The following is an 18,079-nucleotide window of genomic DNA, read 5'->3' as shown; positions in this document are numbered from 1 at the left end:
ACAGTCTCCTAAATCTTGCGGCGCAAGCTGTATGTGAGGGTGATAAGGGAAAGCATTAACACCGCGGCGACGACGTTGTGGGCAACCGCGACAGGTAAAGGCAAGTTAAACACGATGTTGCTTACGCCTAAGCCAACCTGAACGCCAAGAATGACCAATATCAGGGTTGCATTGCGACGGAAAAATTTCGACTGGGCTTTCATCATTACCGATATCGCTAACCAGCCTAAATACAAGGCGGTGACGATGGCACCGATACGGTGAACCGCATGAATGGTGACGCGTTCGGCATGGGTTAAGAAACCAAACTCGTATGTCTCACGCTCTGGTGGGATCAAATCAAATGAATTGCTAAAGGTTAACTGGGCAGCCCAACCGTCCTGACATATTGGCAACTCAGTACATACTAACGCCGCATAGTTACTTGATGTCCATCCACCCAGTGCAATTTGTAAGGTCAGAATGAAAATACCAAATAACGCATAGGCGCGGTATTTACGCAGACTAAAATCACCGCCGGGTACGCGATAGGGGGTAAGCCGCAAATACAATAAATAGAGCAGGCATAAGGTCACAAAGCCACCTAATAAGTGCCCCATAACCACCACCGGCATCAGTTTCATGGTGACCGTCCATGCCCCCAGCGCGGCCTGAAATATCACCGTCGCCACCAGTATTATCGGCAAAAACAGTGGCATGCCTTTGTCACGATTTTTAAAAGCGAGAATAAAAATTGCCGCAATCAATAAACCCAGTGTGCCAGCGAAATAGCGATGGATCATTTCGTTCCAAGCTTTTTGTACTTCGACAGGGCGTTGTGGAAACGCGGCTTCGGCTTTTTCTATTTCGGTTGATGTTTGTGGTACATCAATAAAGCCATAGCAACCAGGCCAGTCTGGACAGCCCAAACCAGCATGAGTTAAACGGGTATACGCACCTAAGGTGATAACCGTAATAGCCAATAAAATGGCAATAAAAACCAGTCTACGGGTGCTGTTCATTAGCCAATCCTCGAGTACTTCAACATCTTCTTCAAGTCACTCAACATCGATTTACCAAAGGCTGGCACCGCGTCTGCTTGATGTGGTTGGTCATAGGTTAAGACGATATTACCAAGTGGGTCGGCAATATAGATTTTTAACGGCGACAAAGAAGAAGCCGAGTCGTCTGCTGCTTGTTCGGCTTTGCTGACGATGCGCCAATGATTTTCATTGACTAGCTTTAATTGTTCGGCATTAAATGGCGATAAGCTAATGGCCACAGGCGTCACACGCGGTGTTTCTTTGCCCAATGCCATATAGGTACTTTCAATGCCTGATAAGGTGAATTGGCATTGCTGGTCGCAATTGTCTGGCATCGAATAGATCACCAGCCATTGTTTGTTGTCATCTTTACTCAGACCAATATCTGCCAAGGTAAGCTTATTGTTAAGCAATTGCCCTTGATTGGTTACCCCATAATTAAACCACTGATTGTCCAGCGCCAGTTTGGCGAGAATTACCGGAACAACGAATACGAGTAGCAGCAGGATAAGGCTACGGCGGTTTTTGTTTACTTCACTTGTCATAACATGCCTTTATTATCTGTATTGTGTTGGCTGTTGGCGTCTTGAAAATTATTATTATTTTGGCGCTTAAAAGACGTATAGCTGGCGACTAGCATTAGGCTTAGCCAGGCAAGGGCTAGTAATCCCCATTGTGTTGCATAACCAAAGTGTTTCTCTGGTGGCATCACTATCGGTTGCCAGCTTTTTTTATAACCGATAGATTCTTTTTTATCCAAGATAAGACTAAAGGGCAAGAGGGGAGTGTTAATTAGTTGTGAAAATTTTTCACTGTCTATTTGTTGCACTCGAATTGGCCAGTTAAGTTCATCGAAAACTTGTTCTTGTAATACAATGCCTTGGCTATCTAAACGCACTCTTCCGTTAAGCTCTAATTGGCCTTTTGGTATGCTTATCTCGGGAATGTAACTGCGGTCCAACGAACCGGCCACCCATCCTAAATTGATCAACAATTGACGACCACTTGATTGGTCGTTGAACACCGCAAATACTTTGTAACCGGTTTTGCCACTGTCGACCTGGTTATCCAATAAAAACACCATAGGTTGGACAAACTCACCAATCACCCTAATGGCAATATCATTAACGTCGGCAAAGCTGTTGTCACTGTCGTTTACTTGCTTAAGTAAGGTGGCTAAAGGGATGGCTTGTTGGTTGCCCAATTTGGCAATGCGGTCAACGCGAAGTTGTTTTTCAACACCACGTTCATATTGCCAAAAACTTAGCTTGATTAATGCACAAAATACCGCCAAGGTAATAACTACCCAGGCCAACTTAAAGCTGGCTAAGTATTGAATAATATGTGTGTTTTTATTAACGCGGGTCATCGATTACCTATACTACACAATTGGTAAAAACGGAGCGTTCCTTGTTTGAAATAATTTTTAAAGTTGTCTTGGTGGTGTTGGCGTTTTTAATGATCTATAACTTGTTTCGAGCCGGTTATATGATGAATAAAAACGAAAAAAACAAACCACCCATGTCTAAGTACATTGGTCGCCGAGTGATTATCTCAGGCTTGATTGTACTGCTTATGGCTATTGGCATCTTAACTGGGTTAATTACCCCAAATCCGAAACCTTTTTAATCCTTTAACGCCTTTGCTTAACACTAATTAAAGCGTTAAAGGATTAATCGGAAGTTGGTGTTATCGTCTTTTAAAGCGTGCTTAAAAAGCCGACAACACCGAAATTTCCTATCTCTTGCTACAAGATATAGACAAAAAGAAACAACAGTACCCAAACCACATCAACAAAGTGCCAGTACCAACTAGCGGCCTGGAATGCGAAATGATTATCTGGGCTAAAATGTCCTTTCAATACGCGGAAGAACATAACGATAAGCATGATCGCACCTAAGGTTACGTGTAAGCCGTGAAAGCCGGTCAGCATAAAGAAAGTGTTACCGTAGATACCACTGGCTAAGGTCAAACCCATTTGCGTATAGGCAATGATGTATTCTTCAACCTGCAAGCCAAGGAACACCAAGCCAAGTAGAATGGTAACCGCCAACCAAACTTTTAATGCTTTACGTTTGTTTTGCTCTAATGCAACGTGGGCAAAATGCGCTGTAAACGAAGAGGTTAAAAGCAACAAGGTGTTGATAAGAGGTAAACCATACCAACCCATAGCGGTGGTCTCGGTACCATCAGGAGTAACCGTTAAAGGCCATGCCGCCTGAAACTGTGGCCATAACACTTGCATTGTTTCAAGGTTATTACCATCACCACCTAACCATGGAACCGACAATACGCGAGCGTATAGCAGGGCACCAAAGAAAGCGGCGAAAAACATCACCTCAGAGAAAATAAACCAGCTCATACCTTGGCGGAATGAGTTGTCCATTTGCCCGGAGTATTTGCCAGCCATTGACTCGTCAATAACATTGGAGAACCAACCAATCACCATATAGATGATCAGCGCAATACCAGCCAGTAACACCCAGCCACCAAAGCCTTCTCCGGTATCAAGATTTGCCACATAGCTACCAGCGCCTACGGCAATCATAAACAGCGCAATCGCGCCGACTATTGGCCAGTGACTTTGCGCTGGCACATAATAGGTTTCGTATTCTTTTGTTGTACTCATAGTGTTTTCCTCTACACCTGATTCTTAACTCAAGGCCAATCTTTCGTTGTGCTTAACTGTTGTCAGTGATGTCATACAAGGTATATGACAATGTCAGCTCTTCAATGTGGTCGGGTAAATCGACATCGACATAAAACTGCAATGGCATCCAAACATCATTGTCTGCTTCCAGCGGCTGCTGGTTAAAGCAAAAACACTCAATCTTTTGAAAGTAATTTGCCGCTTGTCCAGGTGATACCGAAGGTACAGCTTGGGCAACAGCATAGCGGCCTGATTGATTCTTGGCGTAAAATTTTACAAACTTCATTTCTCCCGGGTGAACCTCAATAAAGTTCATCTCAGGTTCAAACTTCCATGGCGCACCTTGTGCGGTGCGACTAAGAAACTGAACCTTGATGGTACGTGAGGTATCGATGCCGTTGTCATTAACCTCGGCAGCGGTACTGGCCGTTTTGCCATTTAACCCGGTGATATCACAAAACACGTCATAAAGCGGTACCAGAGCAAAACCAAAGGCGAACATGGCAAACACGGTTAACACCAACTTGCCGACACTTTTCTTCACCTTTTTTTGGTGATCGGTGTTTGCGTCTGCTGTTTCAGTTTGCGGCTCGTTTTGTTGTTGCTCTGTACTCATATGAAGTGCTGCCTATTTTATTTCTGGTGGTGTTTCAAAGGTGTGATATGGCGCTGGCGACGGCACAGTCCATTCTAAACCTTCGGCACCTTCCCAACATTTCGCTTCGGCTTTTTCGCCACCGCGAATACACTTGATAACCACGTATAAGAAAATCAGCTGTGATAAACCAAAGGCGAAACCACCAATACTGATCCACTTATTAAAGTCGGCAAACTGTAGGGCATAATCCGGTACTCGACGCGGCATACCAGCTAGACCGATAAAGTGCATAGGGAAGAACAGAACGTTGACAGAAATCAGTGAACACCAAAAGTGTATCTTACCGATTTTCTCGTCATACATGTGGCCCGTCCATTTTGGTAACCAGTAATAGGCGGCTGCGAATAATGAGAACAGCGAACCGGTAACCAGTACATAATGGAAGTGAGCTACAACAAAGTAGGTATCATGATATTGGAAATCAACCGGCGTCATCGCCAGCATCAGACCACTGAATCCACCAATGGTAAACAAAATAACAAAGGCTATTGAGAACAACATAGGTGTCTCAAAGGTCATTGCTCCTTGCCACATGGTTGCGACCCAGTTAAACACCTTAACCCCCGTTGGTACGGCGATTAGCATGGTGCAGTACATAAAGAACAACTCACCCGCTAGCGGCATGCCCGTGGTAAACATGTGGTGAGCCCAAACGATAAACGATAAGAACGCAATGGATGCGGTCGCGTAAACCATAGAGCTGTAACCAAACAGTTTTTTACGGGTAAAGGCTGGAATGGTGGTCGATACAATACCGAATGCCGGTAAGATCATAATGTACACTTCAGGGTGACCGAAGAACCAGAATATGTGCTGGAACATAACCGGGTCACCACCACCGGCGGCGTTAAAGAATGAGGTACCAAAATAGGTATCGGTTAATACCATGGTAACCGCACCGGCGAGAACCGGCATAACCGCAATCAAAAGGTAAGCGGTGATGAAGAATGTCCATACAAACAATGGCATCTTCATGTAGGTCATACCTGGTGCACGCATGTTCATGATGGTCACGATGATATTAATCGCACCCATAATCGATGAAATACCCATAATATGTACGGCAAACACGAAGAATGCAGTACTGCCATTTGAGTAGGTTGTCGATAATGGCGCGTAGAATGTCCAACCGAAGTTAGGACCACCGCCTTCCATAAACAATGATGCCAATAAGATGCTGAACGCAAATGGCAAAATCCAGAATGACCAGTTATTCAATCGTGGTAGCGCCATATCTGGTGCACCGACCATCATCGGTATCATCCAGTTTGCCAAACCCGTAAAGGCTGGCATGATGGCACCAAATACCATGATAAGACCGTGTACTGTGGTCATTTGGTTGAAGAAGTCTGGTTCAACAATTTGCAAACCGGGCTGGAATAGCTCGGCGCGAATGACCATAGCCATCGCACCACCGGTAAGTAGCATGATGAAACTGAACCAAAGATAAAGGGTACCAATATCCTTATGGTTAGTGGTGTATAACCAGCGCTTCAGGCCGGTCATTTTATGATCATGGTGATCATCATGATGATCTAATGTTTCTGTAGCTGTACTCATAATCATTCCCCCTTATTTGACTACATCTTTGGCTTGCACAGCATCGCCGGTATCGTTACCCCAGGCGTTGCGCTCGTAAGTAACCACTGCGGCCATCTCTTGTGGCGTTAGCTGAGCGGCAAAACCTAGCATAGCGGTACCTGGTTTGCCGTTAGCAACCATGTCAATATGAGCGGCAATGTCACCGGTGGCCATAGCGCTGCCTTTTAAACCAGGGAATGCTGGCGGCATACCTTCACCATTTACTTGGTGACACGCGGCACATTTAGCGACGTAAACTTGCTCGCCGAGCTCCATAAGCTTGGCCATGTCCAAATCGTCCATGTTCACTGCAGCCGCTGGTGCAGGTTCTGCTTCAGGTGTGGCTGCTGCACTGTCGCTTGCGCCATCTGGAGCAACCGGTTGAGCACTGGCGCCACTCGCACCTTGACCAATTTCTTGAACGTCTTTGGCTTGTATGGTTTGACCCATATTATTACCCCAAGCATTACGCTCATAGGTAACAACAGCAGCAATCTCTTTCAAGCTAAGTTGCTTGCCGTAACCTTGCATACCGGTGCCAGCACGACCATTGAATACCACACTGATGTGTTCAGCCATTTTTTCAGCATCCACAGCAATACCTGAACCCGCGAGAGCTGGGAATGCAGGCGGTAGACCTTGACCATTAGGTTGGTGACATGCGGCACAATGCGCGGTATAGGTTGTTTCACCCAATGCCATCAAATCGTCCATAGACATTTCCGCATTAAGCGAAGCTGCTTCTGCTTGCTTGGCTTGAGTCATGGCAATCTTTTGTTCATTGATCCAAAGCTCATAGTCTTCTTCACTGCGTACATCGACAACAATTGGCATATAGCCGTGGTCTTTACCACATAGCTCGGCACAACGGCCACGGTAAATACCAGGTTCATTGACATTGGTCCAAGCTTCATTGATAAAGCCCGGGTTTGCGTCTTGCTTGACGGCAAACGCTGGAACCCACCAAGAGTGAATTACGTCATCTGAGGTAATTAGGAAGCGTACTTTACGGTTAACCGGTATGACCAAAGGCTTATCTACTTCAAGTAAGTAGTTTTCACCTTTTGCTTCACCTTCACCTTCGCGATTATCAAACTGTTCGCGTGGGGTAGACAGCACACTGTAATATTCGATGCCTTGATCAAAATATTTGTAATGCCACTTCCATTGGGAACCGGTGACCTGAATGGTTAGGTCGGAATTGGAGTTATCCTCCATATCGATCAAGGCCGTGGTTGCTGGCCATGCCATACCAATCAGAATAAGAATAGGAATAGCGGTCCAAAGTATTTCTACTTTAGTGCTTTCATGAAAATCGGCTGGCTTTACGCCTTTCGATTTACGGTGGAAGATCATGGACCAGAACATGGCACCGAATACTACGATACCAATGACGGTACAGATCCATAGAACCAACATATGCAAATCATAGACATTTTGGCTGACATCCGTCACACCTTTAGTCAAATTTAATTGCGATTCTGCCCAAGCTGAACTGGCAAACGTACTTGCCAACAACAGCCAACCCAGGTTACGTCTTTTCACTCGACATCTCCTCTGCTTGCAAAGCCAAAGAAAATACAGAAAAAGGGACAAGATACATCTTCATTCGATGTCGCAAATTTCCGTAAATTATTGTTATTGTTTTATACCGGTTAAATGATTAACTCGGCCATTTACGTACTGCAAATCTACGTTTAGTTTTGACGTGGTAGATTTAGCGCATTTTCTTATTGTTGTAATCGGCTGGTGTCACCAGGTGGCAAACAATCGGCCTGTTTTTGTTTATTTCATGTTCTAGAATTACTTAATTTTTATACAAGGTAAAGCGCTTTGTTAGAAATTTGTAAATCTTTTTTACAATCCAGATTATAAATGGGGCTAGAGTAAATACTCTTGTGTTTTAATGGGTTATAGGCGAGGTAAGGCGATGGAGGTTTTTTTGAGATACAAAAAACGCCCTAATTTGGGCGCTTTTAGAAGATGTTTGACTGCTTAAAGTTTGTACAGTTTTGCTGGGCTACATCCAGTCTGCATTGCGAACCACACCGACGGCGATTCCCTCAATATTAAAAGGTGTATTGGCTAAATCGACAACAATCGGTGAGAATGCTTCGTTCTCAGCGTGTAAATAAACGACATTACCTTCTCGTTTATAGCGTTTGACCGTCACGTCATCTTCGACACGAGCAACAACAACCTGACCGTTGTGAATATCGGTCGTTTGATGCACTGCTAAGAGGTCGCCATCAAATATGCCAATGTCTTTCATGCTCTCGCCATTAACGCGCAATAAGTAATCAGCAGCAGGGTGAAATAGACTACCGTCGATCTTGTATCTGTCTTCAACGTGCTCTTGGGCAAGAATAGGTTCACCTGCCGCAACTCGACCAATTAATGGCAAGCCTTCTTCTTCAATATGTTCTTCGGCTAGTTTGATACCACGGGAGGTACCCGGCAGCATTTCAATAAAGCCCTTTTTGGCCAGCGCTTTTAAATGCTCTTCCGCAGCATTCGCCGATTTAAAACCAAAAAAGTTGGCAATTTCCGCTCGTGTCGGTGGCATGCCGGTTTCGTTTATTTTTTCTTTGATCAAATCAAAGATTTGTTGTTGTCTGGCAGTCAATGCTCGCATGATATTTTTACAGCCTGTTTATCCGTACAGTAACTGTCAGTATATACAGCTTGGCAAGAATCGCAACCGATTATTTGTTTATGCCTGAATATGCTTGTGCTAATCATCGAAGGTATAAATCGAATTAAGACAGCGACATACATATGTTGGCACATAAAAAACGCCCTCATTGAGGGCGTTTTAGCTTGTAGTAAGGTTGTTCAGGTACAGGGGTGGTTAAGGCTTTAATACCGTATCAATGATATGCACCATACCGTCTGACAAGCGATTATCTTCGCTGATGATCTTCGCTTCTGATTTTTCGGCAATGATCAGGCCATCATCGTAATAAATACTGTTGCCATCAAGCATCTCGACCATTTTCGCACGGGTCACAGAACGTGAATTGCGCACGCCTTCAGTAACGTGATACTTCAATACATCAGCAACGCCATCGGCGCCAAGTAAACTCACGGCGGCATTAAACGCATCGGCATCATTGGTGGTGTTGGTTAGCATATAAAAAGCGTTGTCATTAGGCGCAAATACGGTTAAATCGCTGCCATCGAACGCGGCTACGGTGCCGGTAGCAATCAGCGCGGCGACTAATACGTCAAAATCTTCGCCGTTACTGTCAAAATCAAATGGTTCGCCAGACGCTCCAACAGCGAAATCGACGATACTTACATCGGATTTTTCTGTCCACTTAGGTTTTTCTGCGTAAGCCGATGCACATAAAAAAGTCGCAACTGATAGTGTTGCAATGGTTTTTGTTAATGAACTCATTACCGTATTCATCATAGTGTTCCTCTGTTTATTTTGACGTTGATAGTGATGGAGTAGTTACGGTAATTCGCTGCCAGAAGATCACTCAATAGATAACTCACCACTGAGTTATGGCTGTTAATCCGCGAATAGGCCACGACAATTTGCCGTGACCTTGCTATCGGGAATGACAGCTATGTGCGTGGTTAGTTGCTGTCTTTTTGGTTTGCAAAGGTCATGTCGTATCCGCTAGCCGATTGCTCATTTTTTTGCAGCAACAAGAACATGGCTTGGCTGGACTCGTCTAAGGTAATTGCTTGTGAGGCGAGCAGTATGTCGCTGCTGTCGCGCTTGGCAACGGCATATACAGTGTAGGTATTGTTTAACAGCTCGATATTACTGGCGTTTGCGTAACTGATATGGCGATAATTCGTTGAAGTTTCGATCAACTCATCACTTTGCACAAAGTAGACACTGACGCTATTGAAATCATCATCTTCAACAAGGTTTATGATGTCAATTTGGTGACTATAAATACTGCTACTTTGGGTGGTTTCAACCGCTAATGAATTGATTTTTATTTCTACTTCATCGACCAGTCCATCGCCATCTTCATCTACATCGCCGTCGCCATCATGATCAACGTCTTCTTCGCTGAGGTAAAAGAAGATGGTTTTCTCTTCGTTTTCAGCTAGGGTCAACAAATGATTGGTTAGCAAGGGTTGTTGTTGCGACGAGCTGAGCAAATCAATGCTGTAGTCACCTTGGCTGACAATATAGGTGTCACTGTATTGACCAAAACCGATGTTATCGATAGCAATGGTTTCATCAATTGAACGCAAGGTGGCATCTATAGAATGGTCATAATCAGGTATTAGGTCGTGCTCAGTAATACTGTTGAACAGTCGCAGTTTAGAATCATCCCCATCGCTTTGTAATGTCATAAAGTCGTATTTTGAAATCATATCGATGGCAAACGGCGACGAGCCTGCACCTTGGTTTTGTCGCACCACGACAATATATTGCGAGGTGTATTGCATAGGCGCTTGGGTCGATTGAAATAACACTTGGTCACTGCCAGCTTGGGTAATATAAAAGGTATAGTCGTCTTGATCGTGTTTTTGATTTTCACTGATCACCCCGTAATTAAGTTGTTCAAGCGCAATCGCCTCATTGAAGGTTTCATCGGCTTTCGACATGTAGACATCAATATCTTGCATTGCTTCATGTAAGTTGAGCAGGCGGATATTAAACAACTCCTCGTCATTGTCGTTATCATCATCAATGACTGGAATTTCAAAGGACATCACTTGCGGCGCCTGGACGTCACCTGTTAGGGCAAAAAATTGAATGCTGTCTTTACTGAATTTATGGCTTTGTTGATAGATGATTTGTAGATCTTCGCGACTGCTGCTGTCAGCATCATCTTGCCAAGCAAGCTCCACATAATAGTCGTCAGCTTCGAGCTCGTAACGGTTGTTTGCATCAGCAAATGCTAACGGTGAAAAGGTGATTTCAAAATCGTCGTCATCGTCATCTTCGTCGAGGTTTTCATCGACAGTAAAGTAAATGCTAGGCGCGTTGTTTGAGGCATTGTAAAACTGCACAAAGGCATTGTCAGAATCGCTCTGTTCATCGTCTGAACTGCACGCGGTCAATAAACTGGCTAATACACTGGCGCAAAGCACAGGTTTTATGCTGTTTAAAGAGAGTGTCTTATTATGTAAATTCATGGTTCCTACCCTATTAAATTAAAAAAAGAACAAGCCATATTGTCGATATGGCAACACCCAAAATAGATAACGGTATTAACAAATTGTTCACTTGGGTAACGCCTATTTACAGTACTTTACGAAACGGCTTTAAACTTTACGTTGCTTTACATTTGGCGGGGGAACTTTCGCTATTTGTGCTAATAAAAAAGGCGGCGGTTTTGCTGCTGTTGGGATTGCCCAATACTGGCATTTAATAACTCGCAAGCATTGGCTGATTTTGGCCGATTTAGTGATTGGATTTTCTTTAGAGAGTCGCAAATGGGTTGCTTCACGCTCCTGCTATTTCGCGATATAGCAGCCTTTTTATCGATATTTATGCTCAAATAGTGGCGAATGTAGCAACAGCATCGATAATAATGGTAGAATTGCCGCAAATTTTTAAGTGATTAATCCGCCAAGGATTTTAAATACAAAATGAGAGCCTTGTTCTATTTTTTATTATCTTTACCTGTACGCTTGTTGGTCAAGTGTAAGGTAATTCCTGACAACGCTGAAACGTTCGAGTTGGGCGACAACAAAGACGTGTTTTATATTGTCCGTCATCAATCGGCGAGTGACTTATTGGCATTACGAATGGCCTGTAAGTCTTTAAACATGCCTGATCCATTAGAAAGCGTTGTCGTAGATGGCCAACAAATGGAACGTTGCATTTGTTTGGAAAAGCCAAGCTCTATTTTTCCTTGGATGAAACCTGGAAAAACGCGCGCTATGAGTTCAGGGTCGGCGTTACTTAAGGCGCACCAAAAAGATCATGAGCGCAACGCGAAGCTTATTCCGGCGAACCTGTTGTGGGGACGTAAACCGGGCAAAGCCAAAGTCAATGTCAGCGACATGATTGCCGATGAGACCTCGCCTAACTTTTTACGTAAGTTCTTTATCGTTTTGTTTTTGGGTCGTGATGCCTTAGTGCGTTTTAGCGAGCCCGTATCATTACGTCAAGTGGTCGATACGCAAGGCAGTGACGACATCGCCGCGCGAAAATTGATACGTATGGCGCGTATTCATTTTCATCGCCAATCGGTCGCAACGACCGGCCCACGTTTAATGGATTTGCACCAAAAGTTTACCGCCTTATTTGCCAATCCAGCGATCAAGCGTCTGATTAAAGAAGAAGCAAAATCCAAGGGTAAGAGCGAAGAAGAGATCAAAAAACAGGCGCGCGGCATGATGAAAGAAATCGCCGCGGATTATCGCCCGGTAACCATACGACTTGGTGACCGTGTTTTGACCTGGTTATGGAATCGTTTATACAACGGTATCGAAGTGAAAAATGGCGACCGCTTGCGTGAGTTATCACAAGCCGGCCATGAAATCATTTATGTACCGTGTCATCGCTCACATATGGATTACTTATTACTGACCTATGTGATTTATCATCAGGCAGTCGCGACACCGCGAATCGCCGCGGGTATCAACCTTAACTTTTGGCCTGCTGGGCCAATTTTCCGTAAAGCGGGTGCATTCTTTATTCGTCGTAGTTTTCGTGGCAACCGCTTATATTCAACGATTTTCCGTGAATATTTAGGCTTACTGTTTACCCTTGGTTACCCTGTTAAGTACTACACCGAAGGTGGTCGCAGCCGCACCGGTCGTTTACTGCAACCAAAAACCGGTATGATCGCGATGACGGTGCAAAGCATGCTTAAAGGCATCGAACGTCCGCTAACCTTAGTGCCTGTTTATCTTGGTTATGAGCACGTTATGGAAGTCGCCAGTTACCACAAAGAACTGAAAGGCAGCGGCAAACAGAAAGAGTCGGTATTCGGTATTATTAAAGCGATTCGTAAGTTGCGCAACTATGGTAAAGGTTACGTCAACTTTGGTGAGCCGATCAGTATCAATGATTACTTAGACAGCAATGTGCCGGAATGGAAAGAAAGCATCGATCCTATCGACCCGCCTAAACCAAAATGGTTAACACCAACGGTAAATGGCCTAGCAGATCAGGTTATGACCGAAATCAACAAAGCCGCGGCATTGAATTCGGTGACCTTAACGGCGCTTATTTTATTAACGTCTGAGAACAAAGCGCTCACGCGTAAAGAGTTAGAAGCGCAACTAGACTTCTTTATTGAGGTGCAAAAAGCCGCGCCGTTCAGTAAGGAAGTGTATATTCCGCATGAATCCGGTAAAGAGTTAGTCGACTCGGTTATCAGTCTTAATAAAGTCGATGTGACTGACGATAAAATGGGGCAATTAATCTCGTTAACTGATCAAGCTTGTTTAGAGATGAGTTATTACCGTAACAATATTTTGCACACCTATATGTTGCCGTCAGTGGTCTGTCGTTTATTAAACACCTACGACAAATTAACCACCGAAGAAATTGACACGAAAGTAGAACAATTGATGCAGCTAATTAAGGCTGAGTTGTTCTTATGGCATAGCCATGATGACATTGTTGAACAAACAGAGACGATACTTAAGTACTTTGAACTGCAGCAATTGATTAAGCAGAGTAAAGCGGGTTACTGGAGCATTAATGCTGAGAACAAAAGTAGCCATATGCTTAACCTAATGTCATCGTGCATCAGTGAAACGGTACAGCGTTACACCATTGTTTTGAATATCGTCAATAGCTCGTCACCAATCGCTCGCTCAGCATTAGAAAGCGATGCCACAACGTTGGCAGAGCGCATGTCGAAGTTGCATAACATCAATGCACCAGAGTTTATCGATCGCAAGGCACAAACCGCCGTGGTTAATGCCCTGCGTGATTATGGTTATATTGAAACCGATGATACCGGTAGCTTTATCAAAACCGATAAATTGGCCAGCCTAGATGAAACCCTAGAGCATTTGATTGAGCCAGATGTATTGCAAAGTATTTTGCATACTTAATCGAAACAAATGACAAAAGGCTGGTAGATACCGGCCTTTTTTGTGTCTGTTTGCAGCATAATTAGCCATTAAATTTTGGTATCTTTTGGTCAACATGCTAACGTTTGTGGCAAATCACTTTTTTAAAGCCATTGTTATGCGTTTAGCCTTATTATTTACTTTGTTTTTGCCACTTGTTGCTCAGGCAGCACAGCCGTCTGTTGATGTTCCTGCGCTGCCGGAGCCGGTCAGCAATAATGCCGTCGCTAAGGTACAAACCAAGCAAGGTGAGTTTATTATTAGCTTTATGGGCTTGGCGGCCGGCAAGACATATCAAGATGTGCACAACAAGGTTTGGGCGTGGCAAGTGGGCAGTGATGCTTGGCAGGCGAAAACACCTGTACCTTCAAGCTTGCCACTAAAAGGGCGTTTGGCGGCAATTGCGGTTGGTATTAACGATAAGGCTTATATCTTTGGTGGCTATACGGTTGCTAAAGACCATTCGGAAATCTCCTCACCTGATAGCTTTCGCTATGACGTTATCAACGACCGTTATGAGACGATTGCACCTATGCCGGTACCCGTCGATGACAGTGTCGCCTTGGTGTATCAGCAGCGTTATATTTATCTGATCAGTGGCTGGCACAACGCGGGCAATGTCAATTTGGTGCAAATTTACGACACCAAGACTGACAGCTGGCAACAAGGCGCGCCATTTTTAGGTGAGCCTGTTTTTGGTCAAGCAGCGGGCTTGGTCGATAACGTTATGCTGGTGTGTGATGGCGTAAAAGTTCAGGCTAACCTGTTAAAAAGACGCAGCTATGCCATGGCAACACAATGCCTTAAAGGCAGCATAGATGAGAAAAACCCAGCTAAGATTGATTGGCAATTGGTTGAACATCCTACCGGTCAGGGACGCTATCGAATGGCAGCCATAGATGTGGCTGGCAAAATTGCCTTTGCTGGTGGTTCAAGTAACCCATATAACTACAATGGCGTCGGTTATAATGGCGAGCCATCTGAGCCTGATGCTAAATTATGGTTGTTTGAGCCAAGCGATAATAGCTGGCAGGTAATATCAACTGAGCACCTAACCATGGACCACCGAGGCTTAATTAAGCTTAATGATCAATTGCTTACCATTGGCGGCATGACAACCAATCAGCAAGTGTTAGATAAAGTCACGATATGGTCAGATAACACTCCATTACCGTAAACAACATCATCTAACATTTTTTAAATATTTGTTGATCTGGATCAGTATCAATCCTGCGGCCATCTCCTATGCTTTAGTTAGTTTAAATAAACGGGATAACACAGGAGAGAGTCATGGACAATTTAAGCTTTCTACTAAACGATCCTATTGTCTGGATCTCAGCTATTGGATTAACAACCGTATTGGTTATTTGCAGCTACTACGTGTACTTTTTTATAAAACACATAAACGGTGATTTGTAATTCTCTTATTAACACATAATTTATCTCCCTCGGGTAAATTAATTTTTGGCGATGTCAATTCATGACCTTTCTCTAAAGGCTTTGTGGCATCGCTTTTTCTTATCTAAATCAATATTTTCAGCAAACCCTTCTAAAATAGCCGCGATATACGCAACATATCGGCTTATTCCTTGCAATTCGCTGTCGCAAGGTTAATATCGAATTGATAACAAGAAAAAGGGTAAGGGTTTATGTTAGGGCAATTGTATGCCGGGCTTATTAAAGCGACGGCGAATGTGACCAGGCTAGCTGTAGCAACACTATTGGTGGTGCTACCATTAACGGCTCAGGCAAAAGTTATTGCCAACTCGGTAAAAACGACCAAACAAATCAATTTCAAAGGCCAATCGCTGGAGATCATCAGTGGTGAATTTGAATTTGCGCTCGACCCATTAAATGCTGCCAATACAGCCATTGTTGATTTGCAGCATGCCAGCAAAGACAACGACGGTATGGTGCGCGCCAAAGCCAACTACGTGGTCATTCAGCACCAAGATCCTAAACTGCGCAACGGCGCATTAATTGAAGTGTCTAATCGTGGCTCGAAAGCCTCGCTACGCTATTTCAATTTTGCCCCCCGCAGCGCCATGCCAACTCAAGCATCACATCTTGGTGATGGTTTGATTCAGGAGTTGGGAATGTCGATGATCTGGGTTGGTTGGCAAGGCGATTTGAATGCCGGTGAGCATGTTTTACGTGCGCAATTACCGAAAGCATTAGGCCAAGCCGGTTGGGCTCGCAGCGACTGGACGGTAGATACGCCTAAATCGTTATTGTCCCTTGCTCATCGCCCCCAAATAGATACGGTTTATCCCGTCGAATTTAGTAAAGAATCTCAAGCGTGGCTGACGCGTCGTATGGGGCGTGACAGTTTGAAAAGCGTGGTGCCACGCGACAGTTGGCAATTTAGCTCCGACGGCAAGTCGATTGCGGGCAACTTTGAACCAGGCATTTATGAATTAGTATACCCAACCAAAGACCCACTCGTTGCAGGTGTTGGTTTAGCGATATTGCGTGATACCGCCGATTACGTAAAACAAGCCGACAGCCCATATCAAGTTGATAAAACCATCGCCTTTGGGGTATCACAAACTGGCCGCTTTTTACGTCATTTTTTATACCAAGGTTTCAATGAAACAGAAGGCGGAGAAAAAGCTTTTGATGGTATGTTTATCCATACCGCTGGCGCCGGCCGAGGCAGTTTTAATCACCGATTTGCGCAACCGTCCCGCGACGGCCATCGCATGACCGCCTTCTTTTACCCAACCGATATATTCCCGTTTACCAGTGAACGTGTGCGCTCGTCGATTACCAATAAGAAAGAGGGCTTGTTAAAACGTCATCACGAAGACTTTTACCCGAACATCTTTTACACCAATACGGGCTATGAGTATTGGGGCCGAGCTGCAGCGTTGATACATACTCATGATATTTACGATGTTGAACCAAAGAAAAACGAACGTATTTATCACTTAGCCTCTGCGCAGCACTATGTAGAAGGTCATCAAAATTTAAATGCAATAAGTCAGGTTGATAACTTATTCCAAGGCAATCCAATCGATTTTCGCGTGCAATTACGTGCCTTATTGGCGCACCTTGCCAATTGGGTTGTAAAAGAAAACGCGCCACCGCGTAGTGCGTTTCCAAGGTTTGCCAACCAAACCCTTATCACGTTTTCACACTTTCAATTACCACCTTGGTTGCCTATTGATAAACCATACAAGCCTCATACTGCCTATGAAGTCGATTACGGCGATCAATGGCAACAAGGCATTATCGATAATCAACCACCGGTGATATTGGCTGAAATCATGCCAGCGGTGCCTAAGGTCGATAATAACGGTCATGAGCTGGGCGGTATTAAGCACCCTTTGATTCAAGCACCGATTGCGACCTTTATGCCATGGAGCTTGCGATACAATAAATTCGCCAGTAATGAAATCAGTGATTTTCGCGGTGCAACTTTACGTTGGAGTAAGGACAAAATATTGCAACGCTACAGCAACGAAAAAGCGTATCAAAATCACCTTAAAAATATGTCTGATAAGAGTGTAAAAAGTGGTTGGTTGTTACCACGAGACGTTAGTCGCGTATTACAGCAAGGTAAATGGCTGTGGCAGTGGAGTATGCAACAACCTAAGAAGAAAGTTGCAACAACACTAATACAAGACAAACAAGACACGCAAGCCACGCAAGACAAGCAACAGAGCGAATAGCAATAACCTTACGACGATAAACAAAAAAGGAGGCGCTAAGCCTCCTTTTTTCTTGTGCTATTAGATTAGATTGTCGTTCAATGCATTTGCTTTGACTTTCAGATATTAGTCTGTAAATTACATAAATAGTGTAGCGAATAAGAGCGAACTAGAGCCAGCCAAGGAAAGATAAAGTTGAGTAAGGTATTTTTTATTTTTGGCTTAGTATTAATGACATACGGCGTAGTGATGTATGTTATAGATTTTCTTCCCGTTGACATGTTTCATCATTCGAACGAAAACGAGTACATTAAATCAGTTAGTAATGATTCAATATCTTGGTCTGCATACAAGTTGCATACAAGTTGCATGCATTGATTGTTGGGTTGTTACTAGTGGTCGCAAGTAAGTTCACAACAGGCTGAAATGAGCGGTAAGCGGCTATACGCTGTCTCTCAAAAATAACACCGTCATTGCGGCGAAGGCCGCAACCCCGTATTGT

The 18,079-nt window shown here is 44.1% G+C and carries 14 protein-coding genes; 4 read left to right on the top strand and 10 right to left on the bottom strand.

Going from position 1 to position 18,079, the window contains the following annotated elements:
- Window positions 1-8: 8 nt before the first annotated feature.
- The 3 genes from E2K93_RS06715 to E2K93_RS06705 are packed head-to-tail and all read right to left on the bottom strand — an operon-like array spanning window position 9 to window position 2,391.
- Complete coding sequence (locus E2K93_RS06715; protein WP_135438355.1) at window positions 9-1,001, bottom strand: COX15/CtaA family protein; 993 nt, start codon at window positions 999-1,001, stop codon at window positions 9-11.
- Window positions 1,001-1,567, bottom strand: a complete 567-nt coding sequence (locus tag E2K93_RS06710) for a hypothetical protein (protein WP_135438354.1) — start codon at window positions 1,565-1,567, stop codon at window positions 1,001-1,003. Before E2K93_RS06710 ends, E2K93_RS06715 begins: the two co-directional genes overlap by 1 nt.
- Complete coding sequence (locus E2K93_RS06705; protein WP_135438353.1) at window positions 1,564-2,391, bottom strand: SURF1 family protein; 828 nt, start codon at window positions 2,389-2,391, stop codon at window positions 1,564-1,566. The genes E2K93_RS06710 and E2K93_RS06705 overlap by 4 nt, the downstream gene beginning before the upstream one ends.
- A 41-nt stretch (window positions 2,392-2,432) precedes the next feature.
- Here E2K93_RS06705 and E2K93_RS06700 point away from each other — a divergent pair, with 41 nt between their 5' ends.
- Window positions 2,433-2,651, top strand: a complete 219-nt coding sequence (locus tag E2K93_RS06700; protein ID WP_248289535.1) for a DUF2909 domain-containing protein — start codon at window positions 2,433-2,435, stop codon at window positions 2,649-2,651.
- 118 nt (window positions 2,652-2,769) lie between these two features.
- Here the strand turns inward: E2K93_RS06700 and E2K93_RS06695 are convergent, their stop codons facing one another.
- The 7 genes from E2K93_RS06695 to E2K93_RS06665 form a co-directional block, all read right to left on the bottom strand.
- A complete protein-coding gene (locus E2K93_RS06695) occupies window positions 2,770-3,651 on the bottom strand; it encodes a cytochrome c oxidase subunit 3 (RefSeq protein WP_135438352.1) in 882 nt (293 codons plus the stop codon).
- A gap of 52 nt (window positions 3,652-3,703) precedes the next feature.
- Entirely contained in the window at window positions 3,704-4,288 is a 585-nt protein-coding gene (locus E2K93_RS06690) for a cytochrome c oxidase assembly protein (RefSeq protein ID WP_135438351.1), read from the bottom strand.
- A gap of 12 nt (window positions 4,289-4,300) precedes the next feature.
- Window positions 4,301-5,890, bottom strand: coding sequence for a cytochrome c oxidase subunit I (gene ctaD, locus E2K93_RS06685; RefSeq protein WP_135438350.1), 1,590 nt, complete (start codon window positions 5,888-5,890; stop codon window positions 4,301-4,303).
- A 12-nt stretch (window positions 5,891-5,902) separates the two neighbouring features.
- Window positions 5,903-7,456, bottom strand: coding sequence for a cytochrome c oxidase subunit II (gene coxB, locus E2K93_RS06680; RefSeq protein WP_135438349.1), 1,554 nt, complete (start codon window positions 7,454-7,456; stop codon window positions 5,903-5,905).
- A gap of 475 nt (window positions 7,457-7,931) precedes the next feature.
- Window positions 7,932-8,546, bottom strand: a complete 615-nt coding sequence (lexA, locus tag E2K93_RS06675) for a transcriptional repressor LexA (protein WP_135438348.1) — start codon at window positions 8,544-8,546, stop codon at window positions 7,932-7,934.
- Between the two features lie 216 nt (window positions 8,547-8,762).
- Window positions 8,763-9,326 carry a fasciclin domain-containing protein gene (locus E2K93_RS06670; RefSeq protein ID WP_228445527.1) on the bottom strand — a complete coding sequence of 188 codons (564 nt, stop codon included), beginning with the start codon at window positions 9,324-9,326 and terminating at the stop codon, window positions 8,763-8,765.
- A 170-nt stretch (window positions 9,327-9,496) separates the two neighbouring features.
- Window positions 9,497-11,023 carry a hypothetical protein gene (locus E2K93_RS06665; protein ID WP_135438347.1) on the bottom strand — a complete coding sequence of 509 codons (1,527 nt, stop codon included), beginning with the start codon at window positions 11,021-11,023 and terminating at the stop codon, window positions 9,497-9,499.
- 456 nt (window positions 11,024-11,479) lie between these two features.
- Here E2K93_RS06665 and plsB point away from each other — a divergent pair, with 456 nt between their 5' ends.
- The 3 genes from plsB (at window position 11,480) to E2K93_RS06650 (ending at window position 17,598) form a co-directional block, all read left to right on the top strand.
- Window positions 11,480-13,906, top strand: a complete 2,427-nt coding sequence (plsB, locus tag E2K93_RS06660) for a glycerol-3-phosphate 1-O-acyltransferase PlsB (protein WP_135438346.1) — start codon at window positions 11,480-11,482, stop codon at window positions 13,904-13,906.
- A 94-nt stretch (window positions 13,907-14,000) separates the two neighbouring features.
- A complete protein-coding gene (locus tag E2K93_RS06655) occupies window positions 14,001-15,101 on the top strand; it encodes a Kelch repeat-containing protein (protein WP_135438345.1) in 1,101 nt (366 codons plus the stop codon).
- 472 nt (window positions 15,102-15,573) lie between these two features.
- On the top strand, window positions 15,574-17,598 hold the full coding sequence (locus E2K93_RS06650) for an alpha/beta hydrolase domain-containing protein (RefSeq protein ID WP_135438344.1): 2,025 nt from the start codon (window positions 15,574-15,576) through the stop codon (window positions 17,596-17,598).
- Window positions 17,599-18,079: the final 481 nt, after the last annotated feature.

The sequence above is a fragment of the Thalassotalea sp. HSM 43 genome (assembly GCF_004752005.1).
Taxonomy (GTDB): Bacteria; Pseudomonadota; Gammaproteobacteria; order Enterobacterales; family Alteromonadaceae; genus Thalassotalea_A.
This window is presented reverse-complemented; position numbering and strand designations above follow the sequence as displayed.